Origin of the sequence: Frankia sp. AvcI1 (assembly GCF_001420875.1) — a bacterium.
GTDB lineage: Bacteria > Actinomycetota > Actinomycetes > Frankiales > Frankiaceae > Frankia > Frankia alni.
Map to the genome: position 1 here is coordinate 44,884 of NZ_LJFZ01000004.1, position 15,399 is coordinate 60,282.

Sequence of the window (15,399 nt, forward strand, 5' to 3'; positions counted from 1 at the left end):
CGCCCGGAGAGCGGAGGAGGGGGCGGTCGAGAGGGTCAGCGCCGCCGTGGGCCCGCGGTCGCGGGATCGACCAGCGCCCGTTGCAGTTCGGCGGGGGTGGCCGGCGGCTCCGTGAGCGGGTGGGCGGCGGCGGGGCGCAGCGCGTCGAGGGCGAGTGCGAGGTGGCGCCGCCACAGGGTCGGGCGCAGTGATCTCGTGGACTCGGCGACGCCGGCGTTGGCGAGCACGAGCAGCGCGAGATCGGTGACCGTGAAGTCGGCGCGCAGCACCCCCGCCTGCCGGGCGCGGGCGAGCATCTGGTCGACGAGGTCGGCGACCCGCCGCCGCTGCGGCGCCGAGCCGTCGGCGGCCAGCACGGCTCCGCAGGCGACGTCGTTGAACGCCCGGTCCACCGCCTGCAGCGCGCAGATCCCCTCCAGATAGGCGACCAGCCCCTCCCAGGCGTCGTCGCGGGCCACGGCCTGCTCACCGAGCTCGACCCAGGCCCGCAGCTTCTCGTCGACGATGACGTCGAGGAGCGCGTCGCGGGTGGGGAAGTGCCGATACAGGGTGCCGATGGCGAACCCGGCGTGCTGCGCCACCGCCTCCAGGGGTGCGTCGACGCCTCGCGCCGCGAACACCGTGCGCGCCGCGGCCAGCAGCGCCTCACGGTTGCGCCGCGCGTCGCTGCGCAGCGGCCGGGACGACCCGCGGGTCTCGGTGGGCATGCGGCGATGGTAAGGCCCATAACCTGAGGAGTGACCTCACCTTCGTGTTAGGGTCACCGCCGAAAGATGAGGCCATTCCTCATCTTGACCGCCTCGACCCAGGGAGAGCAGCATGAGTACCACCGCGAACGGACACCCGCCGGACGCCTCGTCGGCCCGCACCTCACCCGGCACGATCGTGATCGTCGGCGTGGGGCCGAGGATCGGCCTGGCGGTCGCCCGGCGGTTCGGTCGGGAGGGGTTCCACCCGGCGCTGATCGCACGCGATGCCGATCGCCTCACCGGCCACGTCGCTGAACTTGCCGAGCGTGGCGTCACCGCCTCGGCCCACCCGGCCGACGCCGCGAATCCNGCAGCCCTCGCCGGCGCGCTCGCCGGTGTCGAGCGGGCCCACGGGCCCGTCGACGTGCTCGTCTACAACGCCGTGGGAGCCGGGCGCGGGGTCACGGCCGTCCTGGACGTCACCGTCGACAGCGCCCGTGACGCCCTGGACGTCAGCGTGCTCGGTGCCGTCTCGGCTGTGCGGGCGGTCCTGCCGGGGATGCTCGACCGCGGCGCCGGCACCCTGCTGTTCACCTCGGGCATCTCGGCCATCCACCCCTTTCCCTTCCTGGGTAACGTCGGTCTTGCCGCGGCCGGGCTGCGCAACTACGTGCTCGCGCTCGCCGAGGCCCTCGAGCGCAGTGGGGTGCAGGTCGGCCACGTCCCCATCGGCGCGCCCGTCGCCCCCGGCTCCCCGGCCGCACCCGAGGCCGTCGCCGACGCGCACTGGCGCCTGCACGCCGACCGCGACCGCGACCGCCACGAGATCGCCCTCGGCGACGTCGACACCGTCCGCGCCGCGATCGCCCGACTGACCGGTGCCTCCGCATCGGCCGACTGACCCGGCGTAGCGACCCCGCTCCCACGCGCGAGGTCGGGGTGAGATCCTTTGTGGGTGGCTTCGGGGGACGACGATGGGCCAGGCAGGGCGACGCGAACATTCTTCGTCAGTTATGTGCGCGAGAACGAGGCGTGGGCGGAATGGATCGCCTGGCAGCTTCGCGAGGCCGGCTGGCAGGTGGACGTGCAGGCCTGGCATTCCGTGCCAGGGACGAACGTCGTCGCGTGGCTGGACCGCTGCCTGGCCCGGGCCGACCATGTGCTGCTCGTCCTCTCGGCGGCGTTCCTGCGCTCCGCCGGGGCGGGCGCCGAGTGGCAGGCGCGCTTCGACCCCGGGGAGCGCACCCTCATCCCGATCCGGGTCGAGCTGTGCGCACCGCCGGGGCTGCTGAGCCCGCTCGTCCGGATCGACCTGTTCGACGTCGATGAGCTCGATGCCCGCCGGGCGCTGCTGCGGGGACTCCGCGGCGCCCTCGACGGCCATCTCGTCCCCGCCGGGCAGCCGCCCTTTCCGCCGGGTGGCGGCCTGCCGGGCGAGGGGAGCGATCTGGGCGAGGGGAAAGATCTGAATGAGGGGAGCCAGCTGGCGCAGCCCGGCCAGCCGCGCGCTGGCGCCGAGCCCGGCACCCTGGGCGAGGCCGCTGGAACGCCGGGGCCGGAGTTCCCGGGGCTGGAGCGGCCGGAGTCCTTCGTGGGCTGGGTGCGTGACGCCTGCGCCGATCGGTACCCCGGCGCGTCGGTCGTCCTGCAGCCCGCCGTCGAGACGCGGGTCGGTGAGCGGGCCGTGTCACTGCTGCATCTGGAGGTCACCGGGGAACGGGATGGCGAACGCGGCGTCTGGCCGGTCGGGCTGTGCCCCGGCCGCCCGGATCGGGCCCTGGTCAGCACCTTCCACCGGCTGATCCATGCCCGGTACGAGGCGCGGGACCGCTATGTCGAGTCGGACCTCGTCTACGGCGCCGGGTTCGCCGAACCCGAGGTGCGGCGCTGGGCCCNCCGGCAGGGCATCCGGCTGAGCAGCCTCGCCGAGTTCGAAGGGCGCTGGGATCCGCAGGGCTACGTCCTGCGCCAGACGCGACGGCTGACGGCGGACCCGAGTTACCCGCCCGAGCTGTACGTGCCGCAGCGCTACGTCCTGCTCGACGATCCGCCGGGCACCCGGCCCACCGACGACGTGTTCACCGCGATGGTCGACTGGTTGGACGTGGAGTCGGCGCGGATGCTGCTCGTGCTCGGCGAGTTCGGGCACGGCAAGTCGTTCCTGCTGCACGAACTGGCCCGGGTGCTGCCGTTGGAACTACCCAAAGTCGTCCCGATGTTGGTCGAGCTGCGGGCCCTGGAGAAGAGCCACCACGTGGACCATCTGCTCGCACTGCATCTGGCGAAGGTCGGCGAGCCGGACGCGAACGTGTCCGCGGTGCNGCGCATGCTGGACCGCGGNCGGGTGGTGCTGCTGTTCGACGNCTTCGACGAGCTGGCCCAGNGGGTGACCTTCGACCGGGCCGCCGAGCACCTGGGGATGATCCTCGACGCGGTGTCCGGCCGGGCCAAGATCGTGCTGACCAGCCGCACCCAGCACTTCGCCTCGGACGACCAGTGGCGGACCGCGTTCGGCGAGCGGGTGCGCCAGCTCGCCGGCAGCAAGCTGATCCGGCTCGCCGACTTCGACGAGAGTCAGATCCGCGAGTACCTCGTCCGCCTGTCCACCCGCGCCGAGCGGACCGGCGCCGACCCCGGCGGGGCTTGGCCGAGCGACGGGTTCGACGCGGCCGAGCGGCGGCAGCGGGCCGAGTGGCGCGCCGACGCGCGGCTTCGCCTCATCCACGACATCCGCGACCTGCTCGGACTCTCGGCGAATCCCCGGATGTTGTCCTTCATCGCCGAGCTGCCCGAGGGCGATCTGCTCGCCGCCCGCTCTGACGACGGGACGATCAGCTCCGNGGACCTCTACGCCACGCTGATCGAGCGGTGGTTGCGCTTCGAGGCCGACCGCCGCCGTCCCACCCGCGGATCGCACCAGAGCCTCGACAGGAAACAGCTACGCACCGCCGTCGATGCCCTCGCCGTCGCGTTGTGGGACAGCGGCGGGGAGGCCATCGCGCTGAGCGAACTCACCGCCACCGTTGGAGCCGCGCTGACCGATCTGAGCGCGGCCTACCTCAGCGCCGCGGAGGCGGCGTTCGCGGTCGGTTCGGGCAGCCTGCTGCGCCGCGGCGACGACGACCGGTTCTCCTTCGCGCACCGCTCCGTGATGGAGTACCTGGTCGCCGTGGCGGCGGCCGCGCAGCTCGCCGCCGGCGGCGACGAGGCCGGCGAGCTGTTGGAACGCCGGGAGATGTCGGAGCTGATGGTCGACTTCCTCGCCGGCACGGCCGACTTCGTCTCGCTGCGCACCTGGGCCGGTGCCGCGTTGACCCGCTATGAGGAGTGGACGGAGGAGGGCGCGCAGCTGGGGGTCGACCGGGAGCTGCCGGTTCCGGCCAGGGCGCTGACTGACCTCCAGGTGGCCAGAGACAACGCCCTCGCGCTCAGCCGCCGCCTCGGCTTCCAGCTCGGCCCCCTCCAGCTCGCCGGGCAGGACCTGCGCCGCCGCGACCTGTCCGGNCAGAATCTGCGGTACGCCGGGCTCGCCGGGGCGAACCTGGCCGGGCTGCGCCTGCACGACGTCGACCTGACCGGTGCGGACCTCACCGACGCCGACCTGCGCGGGGCGTGGTTCGTCCGGCCGGTGCTGACCGGGGCACACCTGGCCGGCAGCCACTGGGACCAGGCCGTCCTGATCGATCCCCTCCTTGACGACGACGCCCGCGACGGCGCCGAACTGTCCGGCGCCGTCCTCTCCGGCCGTGACCTCCTACGGCCCGTCCTGCGTCCGGCGGCCACTCCCGGCGTGGGTTCCGTGTTCTCCCCGGACGCCGGCCTGCTCGCCGTGGCCAGCGGCTCCGCGGTGCTGATAGTGGCCGCAACCGATCTCGTGGAGCTCGACGTCCTGCAGCACCCGGCCGCCGTGCGGGCGATGGCCTTCCTCGCCGAGGATCGGCTCGCCACCGTCGACGGGGACGACGAGGTGCGGGTCTGGACGGTGGAATCCGGCGAGGTCACCGTCCGCTGGCGGGTCACGCCGGGTGTGGGGCGGGCGGTGGCCTTCTGCGCAGACGGGAGCCGCCTGGCCGCCGTCGGGGTCGACGGCTTCCTGCGGATCTGGGACGTCACGGCGGCCCGTCGGACGGCGGGCTGGCCGGTCGAACCCGGCACGGGTCACGACCTGGTGTTCTCCGACGATGCGGCTCTGCTCGCCTCCCGCGACGCCGGTGGGTGCACGAGGGTGTGGGACGCGGTCAGCGNCCGGCCGGTGGCCGCATGGACCGCGCATGACGGCACCGAGCCGCACATCAACGCCTTCCTCGACGGCGGGAGCCGGGTGGCTACCGCCGGCCTCGACGGCTACCTGCGGGTGTGGGACACGGCCACCGGCCGGTTCCTCGCCGAACAGGTCGTCGAACCTGCCGGCTTCGCCGAGGTGGNCTTCTCCGCGGACGGCGCGTTCATGGCTGCGGTCGACACCCACGGTCTCCTACGGGTCTGGCCTGTCTCGATGGCCGGCGCTGTGATCCCCAGAGGCGTGCCGACCCTCGCCGCAGTGGCAACCCGGCCCGCGTTCTCTCCGTCGGGCGCTCTGCTGGCGACAGTCGACCGTGATGGGCATCTGGAGGCCCGCGACGTCTCTTCGGGAAGGCTGCTCGCGGTCTCGAAGGATCACCCGGCTGCGGCAGCAGGCCGGAGTGCCCTGTTCGCCTCGGACACTCGGGTGCTGGTAACTTGCGCCGGCCGGGCTGCGGAGGGCACGCTCGCGGTGCACCAGGTCGCCTCGGGTCGACGGATCTCCGGCCACGGCGTGGCGCGTGCTCTCGACCCGGATACCGGCCTGCACATCAGCGCCGACACCTGGCTTGCCGCCCTCTCTGCGGATGGCTCGGTAAGCGCGCTCGGCGGCCTCGACCACCACGATGCCAACCAGATCAGCGTGGTACGACTCCTACCGCCGAACTGGGCCGCTCGACCATGGGCACGCTATCTGCCGCCCCCGACGGTGCTGACGACGGTCCGGCCACCGGGTGGCGTGACCGCAGCCGCNCTCTCGCCGGATGGACGAGTCCTCGCGGTCGGCGATGACCAGGGACATGTCAGGTTCTTCGGCGTGGNCCTGCCGGTGGCACGCGCGGGATTGCGACGGTCCGCCGCACACGCGACCGGTCCCCGGGCCCACCTGGCCTGGGCTGCGGCGCCCTGGACCGAGGCGGTGCTCGCAGCCTACGGCTCGCAGGGACCCTCCACGCCGATACGGTCGTTGGTGTTCTCACCCTCGGGCCCCGATGTTGCCGTCGTCGGGGAAGCGGGCCTGAGCCTCTGGCGGCCGACGCAGAGACTTCCNCTGTTCGAGCGTGCCGCGGCGATCGAACCGGTCGCGGTGACCTTCTCACCGACAGGGCGGATGGTGGCCGCAGGCGGCTCCGGGATTGGCGTCTGGATGTCCGAGACCGGCTTCCGACTCGTAGCGAACGCATCTCCCGCGTTGACGAATGGCTCGGTGTCGGCCCTCGCCTTCTCGCCCGATGAACGGTTGCTGGCCGTCGGGGGCCAGCGCCACGGCCAGGGCCGAGTTTGGCTGTGNGAGGTGTCCTCGGGGCGCCTCGCTGCAGAGCTCGTCAGCGAATCCGGNCCGGTCGTCGACCTCGTCTTCGCCCCCGGCGGTCGGACACTCGCCGTCGCTGGCGCCGATCACACCATTCGCTACTGGGATGTGGCGGAGCGGGCACTGGCGGCCACCGCTGTCCTGTTCGGCAACGGCGGCCATGCAGTGCTGTTGCCGAACGGCCAGTATCTGGTGGCCGGATGGGCCCAGGGGGCACTGTGGTGGACGGCGAAGCGGCGCCGTTTCGGCCCGGACGAGCTCGACGGGCTCATCCCGGCCGCCGCAAGGCTCGACCCGGACCGGCCGATCCCCATTCTGGCCGACTTTCCCGCTCTCGCGGNGGACCCGGACCCGGAGCCGTCGGTTCACCGTCCCCGCCGTCGTCTGCTCGGCCGGCGGCATCCCTGAGCCGACTGCCGGCGGTTGATGTGTGCGACGTCGCAACCGAGCAGGGCCCGCCGCGGGTGCAGCGAGACCCTGCTTCAGCCGTCCGGCAGTGCTCTGGACGGCGCGGCGTCGGTCAGGAGGTGTAGATAAGGATGCTGAGGACCCAGCCGACGACGGTGGCCGCGATGGCGACAAAGGTCGCGAGCTTACCTCGCCGGCTGCCCTTGCCCCAGGCCACGGCGCCGCAGGCGATGGCGGCGAAACCGACGAACGGCACGAACAGCGCCACCGCCGAGAAAACGAAGGCGAGAATCCACAGCGCCCGTGTCCCCGACGATTCCGGGCGCGGCCCGACGGGCTGCGACTGGTAGCCGTACTGCATCTGCGCCTGGCCATTGTCCGGGTACGGAAGATAGCCGGTCTGGTCGTTATCCCGGGTGCCGTAGCCGCCGTACTGCGGCGAGTTCTGGGGCGGGTACGGCTCGCGGTAGGGCTGGCCGTAGGGCCGGTCGGCAGGCGGGTTGGCGGGAATCTGCTCGGTACCGGCATCGTGCACCGTGTTGGGCCTCGTCATGGGAACTCCTCTTCTCCTTCGGTCGTCGGCCGGTACTGTCGTGACGTTGCTGTACCCCGCAATCCCGTTCTCTCACACGGAGATTCTCGAGAATTATCCCTGATGCGACGGCGTGCTCGCCCGCGCGCTCGCGTTCATCCGTCGGGCAGCAGGCGCAGGGCGAGGCGGGGGCAGGCGTCGGCGGCGCGGCGGGCGTGGCCGGCGAGCGGCGCGGGGACCGTGATGGTCCGGGTGGTCTCGGCGCCGGGGGCGTGGGCCAGGGGGTAGCCGTCGGGATCGCGGGTGAGCAGTTCCGGGAGCAGCTCGGCGCACCAGCCGCGGGCGTCGCAGGCCGTCCAGTCGATCCACAGCCGCGCCGGGCCGACCGCGGGCCCGCCGCCGGTCGCAGGGGAGNCCGGGTGAGCGTTCGGGGCGCCGGTCGGGTTGGTCCGTCGCCGTTGCGGTAGGCCGGGCATGATGGGTCCTCCTGTGCTCGGTCGCGGGTCGGTCGCCGGTCAGCTCGGGTGGGCCGAGCCGAGGCAGTGGCCCTGGGCGTGCGCGCGGATGTCGGCGGCGAACGTTCGCAGCGCGCTGTGCACGAGGCGCGCCACGCCGTCGGGGTGGTGACAGGCGCCGCGGCCGGCGACCAGGGCAGCCAGGCGTAACGCCCGGCTCGCCGCCTGGGTCGGGTTCTCCCCGTCCGGCGCCGTGTCCCGGCCGGCGATCCCGGCCACGCCGGCCACCGACCGGGCGAGCTGCGGCAGCCCGCTGACGCACGGGCCGCACTGGCCGGCGTTCTGCCCGGCCAGGTAGGCGACGATGCGGGCGGTCTCGGCCAGCCCGCAGGCGTGGGCGGGCAGGACGGAGACGATCCCCGGACCCGGCGTGGCGCCCCAGGACGCCAGGCCCTCCCGCGACATCGGCACCGCCGCAGCCACGGCACCGGGCAGCCAGGTGCCGGCGTACCCGCCGACCCGCACGGCACCCACCGGCTCGACCGCGCCGCCGCGGGACCCGACGAGAGCGCCGAGAGGGGTTCCGCAGGGCACCTCGACGACCCCCGGCCCGGCGACCGCTCCCGTCACCGTGACCAGCAGCGTGCCGGGCTCGTCGGCGGTCCCGACGGAGCGGAACCAGGGAGCGCCCCAGCGGGCGATCGTCGCCAGGTGGGCGAGGGTCTCGACGTTGTGCACCAGCGTCGGGCGCCCGCGCAGGCCGGCGTCGGCCAGCGGTCGCCAGTGCGCGCGAGGTCGGGCCGCGGCCCCGTCGAGCGCGGCGACGACCGCGGACGCCTCTCCGGCGAGGAACGTCGCGGGGGCCTCGCGAACCTCGATGCCGCAGCGGTCCCAGCCGGCGGCCCGCCGTTCGGCCACCGCCTGCCGCACGGCCGCCGCGGCGGCGCTGCCGGCCTTGACGTAGACGAAGGCGTCCGCGGCGCCGACCGCCTCGGCGGCGAGCTGCACGCCGTCGAGGACGAGGTGCGGGGCGACGGCGAGCAGGGTCGCGTCCTTCGCGCTCTCGGGTTCACCCTCGGCGGCGTTCGCGACGACGACGGGCATGCCGCCCGGCCGCGGTCGACCGCCGCCCCCGCCCCCGCCGGCGCCGGCGCCCGCGCCCGTGCCCGCGTCTGTGCCTGTGCCTGTGCGGCGCCGCCCGCGGCGGTCCGCGCCGGGCGGGCATGCGGCCTGCGCGGCGGCGGCGAGCTTCTGCCAGGTCGGGAACGCCGCGCCGCCCCGTCCGGTCAGCCCCGCGTCGTGGATCTCGCCCAGCAGGCGTCCGCCGGGGCCGCGCCAGGGCAGCGGTCCGCAGCGGCGGTGGTGACCGAGCAGGTCGGGGGCGGCGAGGGCCAGCAGTCGCTCGGCGGCCTGCCCGCCGACACCGCGGACCGGGTGGGCGCCGGCGGGCCAGGGCTCAACAGTGTGTTCGACGGTCATCGCGGGTCCGATCGGTCGGCGGCTGCGGTGGGGCTGTCCCCGGCGGCGGGGACGACGGCGGGGACGACGGCGGGAACGGTGCGCATGGCCCGCAGGGGGGAGGCATCGACCCCGCCCGGCCGGGGCCGGGGCGGTGACGGCGGCCGGGGCCGGCCGCGCGTGGCGAACCCGGCCGACAGGCGCCAGCTCGCCGCGCCGGCGACGGCGAGCACGCAGCCGACGGCCACCGCCCACAACCACGGCGTGCCGGTGTCGCTGCCGGCGCCGAGGCCGTGCGCCACGGCCACCGGCCACGCGCCGTACGCGGCCCAGTGCACCGTGCGCCAGATCCGGGCGCCGACGCGCCGGCGCAGCGCGCTGGTCAGCATCACGGCTGCCAGCAGGTCGAGGGCCACCGTCCCCAGGCCGACCCACAGCGGGCGGTATCCCGCGCCGAAGGGGAGGACCACGTCGGGCAGGGCGAGTCGCGCGTACGGGTCGAGCAGCAGGGTCACGACGTGGAGGGTGACGAACACGACCGCGAGCAGGCCCGCGCTGCGGTGCACGGCGGCGACGGCGAAGCCCGGCAGGCCCGCCAGACCCCGGCCCGAGCGGGCCACCACGCCGAGGACGACCGTCAGCGTGAGCAGCAGCAGCGCCACGGTGCCGCTGCCCCGGGCGGTGTACCAGAGCGTGTCGGTGGTCATCGGGCGGTCCCGGCGTCCCGCGGTCCGGGCGTCGCCGATCGCGTCACCGCCGAGCCTCGGTCGGCGGCCGTCGCCAGCCCGGAAACGACCGCGGGCCGCGTCGACTGTTCCCGCAGGGACGGCCAGCCGTGTTCCGGCAGGGACGGCCAGCCGTGTTCCGGCGGGGACGGCCAGCCGGCCACGGTGACCACCGTGCCGGCCGCGTCGACCAGCCGGCTGGCAAGCCCGTCGCGGCGCAGCGCCTCGAGCGCCGCCGCACCGCGCACGATCGCCGCCGTGCTCGCCGTGTTCGCCGCCAGGCAGCTCGCGGCGGCCACGGTGACGGTTCGCCACACCGCCGGCGCCGGTTGGCAGGTACGCGGGTCCAGCACGTGGTGCAGCAGCCGGTGCCCGCGCTGCCAGCGCCGCCCGAGCGTGCTCGACGTCGCGAGCGCGGTCCCGGGCGGCAGGCCGACCGTGCACGTTGGCTCGCCCGGCTGGTCCAGCACCCGGACCCGCCAGCCGCCCGCCGGCGGCGGTCCCGCGGTGGCGATGTCCCCGCCCAGGCTGACCAGGACGCCCGTGCCCAGCCGCTCGGCGACCAGCGCGGCGCAGCGGTCGGCGGTGTGCGCCTTCGCCGTCGCGCCGAGGTCGAGCTGGACGTCGGCGGGCAGGGTCAGCAGCCGCCCGGTCAGGCGGACCCGCTGCCAGCCAGGCGCCGCTCGGCGCACCACCCGCACGGGCGGTCCGCCGGCCGCGAGAAGGGCGATGTCCCGGTCGTAGCCGAGGTCGGCCAGTGGGCCGCCCACGGTGGGGTCGACGGCCCCGCCGGTCTGGCGGGCGGCGTCCAGCGCCACGCCGATCAGCTCGGCGAGCAGGGGACTGACCTGCTGCGGCGCTCCGTCGGCGGCGTCGAGCCGGACGATCTCCGCGTCGGCGCGGAAGCGGCTGGCCACGGCGTCGACGGCCGTGAGCTGGTCGGTGACGAGCCGCCGGGCGTCGTCGAGGTGGTCCGGGTCGGTCACCACGACCTGCGCGGTGGTGCTCCAGACCGGCCACGCGGCCGAGGCCGGCTCGGACTGGGTGGGGCTCTGTGCCGCGCCGCGGCGGGATCTCGTGGTCGCGGTCATGTCAGGAACCGCCGGTGGTGGCGTGCGCCTGGCCGTCGGCGCTCCAGAGCGACGACCCGCTCGACGACGAGGATCCCAGGCTGGTGCTGCCCGACGAGCTGGTGCTGCCCGACGAACTCGTGCTTCCCGATGAGTCGGTGCTGCCGGTGCTGCCAGCGCTTCCCGAAGTGGCGCCGGTGCTGCCCGAGGTGGCACCGGCGGTTCCCGAGGTGGTGCCGGTGCTGCCCGAGGTGGTGGTTCCGCCGGTTGCGGCGGTGGGGGTGTCGTCGTCCGCGGCGGCGGTGTGCTCGTGGGCGAGGACGCCGAACCCGATGACGCCGGCGGCCGCAACGGCGACCAGTCCGGTCGTGACCGGACCCACCCGTCGGATCCCCTGTTCGCGTGTGGCCATCGTCTCCCTCTCACCGGCCGCGCTCCGTGGGCGGAACGCCGATTGGTGATGAGAGTGCGAGCCGAGGCTGTGGGGTGGCTGTGCNCCGCCTGAGCGCAGGCCCAGGGTCCGCTGTCGCGCAGCCGTCAGGCCTCAACTCGCGCAGCCGTCAGGCCTCAGCTCGCGCAGCCGTCAGGCTCGGGCCGGGCAGCGGTCAGGTCCAGAAGGTGGACGGCAGGGCCTCGATCTCGCGGGCGGCCTGCTCGAAGTCGGCGGCGATGGGCCGCAGCGCGTCGATGCCCAGCCGGGCGATGACCGCGGCGTTGAGCCGGGCCCGGGCGGCGACGGCGGGGCCGAAGGCGGCGCGGTCACCCTCGTAGCCGTAGGCGTCCAGCAGCAGGCGCAGCCGGCGGGGCCGGTCGTCGAAGGCGGTGAAGCCCTGTGCTTCGACGACGGCGCGGGCGTGCAGCGGCACCCAGGTCAACGCGGTGAAGGCGAGGTCGAGTTCGCGGGACGACGGCCCGGCCGTGTCCCAGTCGACGAACCCGACGAGCCGGCCGACGCCCGCGTCCCACACCGCGTTGAACGGCGAGGCGTCGTGGTGGCCGACGACCAGCCCCGGCTGCCACGGCCGCCCGGACAGCCAGACGGCGCCGGGCGGCGGCTCCCAGCCGGCGGTGACGTCGTGCAGCCGGCGCAGCCACGCCCCGACCTGCTCCAACGCCTCGTNGGAGAACGCCCACGAGGGCCACGGCCGCCGTTCGCCGATCGTGTCGCCGTCCAGCCAGGACAGCACCTCGCGGCCCCGCTCGTCGAAGCCGAGCACCCGCGGCGCACCGGTGAATCCGACCGCGTCGAGGTGGCGCAGCAGCTCGTGCACCGCCGGGGTCCAGGGGCTGGCGGGGCGGTGCACGGTGTCGCCGATGCGGACGCCCCCGACATGCCGGCCCCCGGGCAGGCGCTGCTCGGCCACGTGCTGCTCGGTCACGTGCTGCTCGGTCACGTGCTGCTCGCTCATGATTCGGAGTTCTAGGCGCGACGTCCCGGGACCGCAACCCGTTTTCCGCCGGCCCGATCCGCGCGGCGGCGCAGGTCAAACGGCATACTCCAGGTCGTCGATCATGGCCAGGGCGGTCCAGGTCACCCGCCAGGACGAGATGGAGCAGTCACCGCCGACGACGCGGGTCACGAGGCGCTGCGTGCCGGGTTCGAGTACTGCCGCACGCTGCGCGACCGGTGATCCGCACGGTCGCAGGCTGGAGTGGTGGTGTCAGTGCGCGGCGGGCGGCTCCCCGGCCGGTTGCTGCTGAGCCGTCTGCTCCTGGGTCGCCCGGTCCTGGGCGAGTTGGTCCTGGGCCGCTTGGTCCTCGATGGGCAGGGTCTGCCCGGTCTCCAGCAGCGTCTTGAGGTTCGACAGGATCGCCGGCCACCCGCCGCTGATCGCCTCCAGGACCGTGCTGCCGGGGTCGAAGTCGGTGTGGACGACGGTGAGCCTCACCGTCCCGCCGACCGGCTCGAGGTCGAACACGACCCTGGAGCGGCGCTCGGCGCGCACGGTGGCCAGGAACTCGTCCGNGAACCCGAACGCGGCGGCGAGCTCGGGGGTGAAGGTGTGCCAGGTGTAGGCGAGCCGCCGTGGAGGATCGGCCGCGAGGACGACCTGCTCCGGATCGGCGATCGTCACCCCGCTCTGGCGCCAGACGACCGGTGAGCCGACCTGCCAGTCCGACTCCAGGGTCGCCCCCCAGTAGCGCAGCGTGATGGCGGGATCGGTCAGTGCCTGCCACAGGCCCGGTGGAGTGGTGCGGATGTAGGTGGTGTACACGAACTCGGTGCTGCTCATCGGCTCGGACTCCAGTGCCGTCGACAGGCGGGTGAGCGCATGCCCGCGCTCCGGGTGGTACAGGCTGATCCAGCGCCCGGCGATCACGCCCGTCGGTGCGGCGTCGCGGCGGTGCGGCTTCTCCCTGCCGCGCCACCGCGTGGTCACCGGACCCACCGCCAGCACCGCCAGATGCTTGCACACCGACTGGCGGGGTCACGTCCGGCCAGGGTGGCACGGCGTGGCAGGTGTCCGGTGGGTTCGTTGTGGAGAGGAACTGATCCGTGCGATCTTTCCTCGGCCTGGGCGGCCGTCTCGTGGCGGCGGCGGGGCTGCTTGTGCTCATCCTGGCCGGCGCCGGTGCTCTTCTCGTCCACGGGCCTGGCCAGGTGCGGGGCTGGGACACCGACGCCGAGCGCTGGCTCGCCGAGCACCGCACCGGCGGGCTGGTCCGCCTCACCGCGGATGCGACCTACCTCGCCGACACCTGGACGGTCATCGCCGCGACGGCGGTGCTGGCGGCGGCCGCCGGGTGGTGGACGCGGCGCTGGTGGCTGCCGGCGGGGATCATCCTGCTCACCGCGGGGGAGACCGCCGTCTACGAGGCGTCCAACGCCCTCGTGGACCGGCCGCGCCCCGCGGTGCCGCGGCTCGACCCGGGGGATCCGCTGGCCAGCTTCCCGTCCGGGCACACCGCCGCCGCGGTCTGCCTGTATGGCGGCCTGGCCCTCGTGCTGCGCCGGCTCGCCGCGCACGGCCGCCCTGGCCGATCGGCCGCCTCCGGCGACGTCGGCCAGGGCGGTGTCGGCCAGGGCGGTGTCGGCCAGGGCGGTGTCGGCCAGGGCGGTGTCGGCCAGGGCGGTGTCGGCCAGGGCGGTGTCGGTCGGGGCGCAGGTGGGGGCGGGGGGCAGCCGGCGTCGGCTCGGCCGTGGTGGGTCGGGGTCGTGCTGGTCGCGTCGGTGGTTGTCGCGGTGGCCGTGCCGGTGCTCGTCGGGTTCTGCCGGACCTACCGCGGCATGCACCATCCCAGCGACGTGATCGGCGGCGCCTTCCTTGGCGCGTGCTGGCTCGCGGCCGTGCATCGGGTGGTGCTGGCACGGGCGGGAGGTGTGCGCGAGCCTCGCCTGCCCGGGGGGACCAGCGCACGGGCGAAGGAGGTGGACCGGACCGCCGCCGGGGGCGCGGGCGCGGCGGACCGCGAACGGTCCCGGGCCGCGCATGCCGAACCCACGCGTGCCTCCGGTGGCTAGCCCGCATCCGGCGGCCCGGCGCGGTTCCGCGGAACCGCGGAACCGCGGGATCTTCAAGGTCGGACTCGGGCTGCACCTTCGCGTCAGGTGCGCTGCGGGCGGTGCTGCAGTGCGGTGCGGGCGGTGTCGGGCCGGTGGAGTGCCTGTCGGTGTCAGGCCGGCGTGGCCCTGACCGTGGGCGTGGGTGTGGGCGTCGCGGCGGGACCGGAGGCGGTGCCGAAGGCGTGCAGGAAGGTGTCGACCGCGGCGCGGGCGACGGCGTGCTGCTCGGCGGGGGAGATGACCCGGGTGCCGTAGCGGCAGCGGGCCTCCAGCGAACCGGTGAGCAGGGCGGCAAGCTGCTCGGCCGCGGCGGCCGGGTCGCCCGCGCGCAGGTGGCCGGCCAGGGCGAGGCGGGCCAGGCGGTCGGCGAGCGCCTCGGTGACCGGGTCCGATGCCCGGCCGGTGATGATGTCGAGCAGGTCGGGGAACTGGTTGATCTCCGCGTAGAGCAGGCGCCGCAGCGCCCAGCCGCGCTCGTCGCAGTAGCACGCGACGAGCTGGCTGCCGACGTCCTCCAGCGCCGCGCGCAGATCGCCGTCGTGGTCGCGTAGCCGGTCGACGGCCGCGAGGTTCTTCGCCATCGCCCGGTCCGCCTCGGCGGCGATAGCCGCGCGCAGCAGCGTCTGCTTGTCCCCGAAGTGGTTGTAGATCGTGTGTTTGGCGACGCGCGCCTCGGCCGCGATCGCGTCCAGCGTGGCCTGCGTGTACCCCTCGCGGGCGAAGACCACGAACGCGGTGGCGAGGATCGCGTTGCGCTTGTCGATCCGACCGCGCGCACCCGGCGGGGCGGGTGCGCCCGTGGCGGCGGGCGAACCGGCGGCGGCGTCCGATCCGGCGGCTGCGGCGGGCGTCGTCCCACTCATCACGACACCGTATCCCACCGGTCGCCCGGCTCTGCACCCGTCGGTGCACTCCAGCGACCCGGCTGGTTTCTCGGAACGATGCAGCCTGTTAGACTGCACCA

Annotated in this window: 11 protein-coding genes and 1 pseudogene; 2 read left to right on the top strand and 10 right to left on the bottom strand. The window is 74.7% G+C overall.

Going from position 1 to position 15,399, the window contains the following annotated elements; all coding sequences use genetic code 11:
* Positions 1-35 precede the first annotated feature (35 nt).
* The 6 genes from UK94_RS05585 to UK94_RS05620 form a co-directional block, all read right to left on the bottom strand.
* On the bottom strand, positions 36-707 hold the full coding sequence (locus UK94_RS05585; protein ID WP_055748990.1) for a TetR/AcrR family transcriptional regulator: 672 nt from the start codon (positions 705-707) through the stop codon (positions 36-38).
* Positions 708-6,802: 6,095 nt separating this feature from the next.
* On the bottom strand, positions 6,803-7,243 hold the full coding sequence (locus tag UK94_RS05600) for a DUF4190 domain-containing protein (RefSeq protein ID WP_011605087.1): 441 nt from the start codon (positions 7,241-7,243) through the stop codon (positions 6,803-6,805).
* Positions 7,244-7,377: 134 nt separating this feature from the next.
* The gene (locus tag UK94_RS40980) at positions 7,378-7,593 is read right to left on the bottom strand and encodes a ferredoxin (protein ID WP_313949457.1); all 216 of its coding nucleotides are present in this window, start codon (positions 7,591-7,593) and stop codon (positions 7,378-7,380) included.
* A gap of 144 nt (positions 7,594-7,737) precedes the next feature.
* Positions 7,738-9,156, bottom strand: a complete 1,419-nt coding sequence (locus UK94_RS05610; RefSeq protein WP_041939422.1) for an NADH-ubiquinone oxidoreductase-F iron-sulfur binding region domain-containing protein — start codon at positions 9,154-9,156, stop codon at positions 7,738-7,740.
* Positions 9,153-9,842 carry a ferric reductase-like transmembrane domain-containing protein gene (locus UK94_RS05615; RefSeq protein ID WP_055748994.1) on the bottom strand — a complete coding sequence of 230 codons (690 nt, stop codon included), beginning with the start codon at positions 9,840-9,842 and terminating at the stop codon, positions 9,153-9,155. Before UK94_RS05615 ends, UK94_RS05610 begins: the two co-directional genes overlap by 4 nt.
* Positions 9,839-10,951, bottom strand: coding sequence for an FAD:protein FMN transferase (locus UK94_RS05620; protein ID WP_011605083.1), 1,113 nt, complete (start codon positions 10,949-10,951; stop codon positions 9,839-9,841). Before UK94_RS05620 ends, UK94_RS05615 begins: the two co-directional genes overlap by 4 nt.
* 83 nt (positions 10,952-11,034) lie before the next feature.
* Here UK94_RS05620 and UK94_RS33605 point away from each other — a divergent pair, with 83 nt between their 5' ends.
* A complete protein-coding gene (locus UK94_RS33605; RefSeq protein ID WP_157734136.1) occupies positions 11,035-11,391 on the top strand; it encodes a hypothetical protein in 357 nt (118 codons plus the stop codon).
* Between the two features lie 144 nt (positions 11,392-11,535).
* On the opposite strand, the gene UK94_RS40985 is transcribed toward UK94_RS33605, so the two are convergent.
* The 3 genes and pseudogenes from UK94_RS40985 to UK94_RS40995 form a co-directional block, all read right to left on the bottom strand.
* The gene (locus UK94_RS40985) at positions 11,536-12,042 is read right to left on the bottom strand and encodes a phosphotransferase (RefSeq protein WP_268761226.1); all 507 of its coding nucleotides are present in this window, start codon (positions 12,040-12,042) and stop codon (positions 11,536-11,538) included.
* A gap of 549 nt (positions 12,043-12,591) precedes the next feature.
* Positions 12,592-12,896, bottom strand: a 305-nt coding sequence (locus tag UK94_RS40990; RefSeq protein ID WP_235486622.1) for an SRPBCC domain-containing protein, incomplete at its 5' end; no start/stop codon positions are given.
* Position 12,897: 1 nt separating this feature from the next.
* A pseudogene (locus tag UK94_RS40995) lies at positions 12,898-13,164 on the bottom strand (SRPBCC domain-containing protein); the annotation flags it as partial.
* 263 nt (positions 13,165-13,427) lie between these two features.
* On the opposite strand from UK94_RS40995, the gene UK94_RS05640 reads away from it, so the two are divergent.
* A complete protein-coding gene (locus UK94_RS05640) occupies positions 13,428-14,393 on the top strand; it encodes a phosphatase PAP2 family protein (RefSeq protein ID WP_055748995.1) in 966 nt (321 codons plus the stop codon).
* A 152-nt stretch (positions 14,394-14,545) separates the two neighbouring features.
* Here the strand turns inward: UK94_RS05640 and UK94_RS05645 are convergent, their stop codons facing one another.
* Positions 14,546-15,298 carry a TetR/AcrR family transcriptional regulator gene (locus tag UK94_RS05645; RefSeq protein ID WP_063845173.1) on the bottom strand — a complete coding sequence of 251 codons (753 nt, stop codon included), beginning with the start codon at positions 15,296-15,298 and terminating at the stop codon, positions 14,546-14,548.
* Between the last annotated feature and the right edge of the window lie 101 nt (positions 15,299-15,399).

Excerpts from the sequence above, each read along its gene's own strand:
- UK94_RS05585 (WP_055748990.1), bottom strand. The coding sequence starts at position 707 with ATGCCCACCGAGACCCGCGGGTCGTCCCGGCCGCTGCGCAGCGACGCG.
- UK94_RS05600 (WP_011605087.1), bottom strand. The coding sequence starts at position 7,243 with ATGACGAGGCCCAACACGGTGCACGATGCCGGTACCGAGCAGATTCCC.
- UK94_RS05610 (WP_041939422.1), bottom strand. The coding sequence starts at position 9,156 with ATGACCGTCGAACACACTGTTGAGCCCTGGCCCGCCGGCGCCCACCCG.
- UK94_RS05615 (WP_055748994.1), bottom strand. The coding sequence starts at position 9,842 with ATGACCACCGACACGCTCTGGTACACCGCCCGGGGCAGCGGCACCGTG.
- UK94_RS05620 (WP_011605083.1), bottom strand. The coding sequence starts at position 10,951 with ATGACCGCGACCACGAGATCCCGCCGCGGCGCGGCACAGAGCCCCACC.
- UK94_RS05645 (WP_063845173.1), bottom strand. The coding sequence starts at position 15,298 with ATGAGTGGGACGACGCCCGCCGCAGCCGCCGGATCGGACGCCGCCGCC.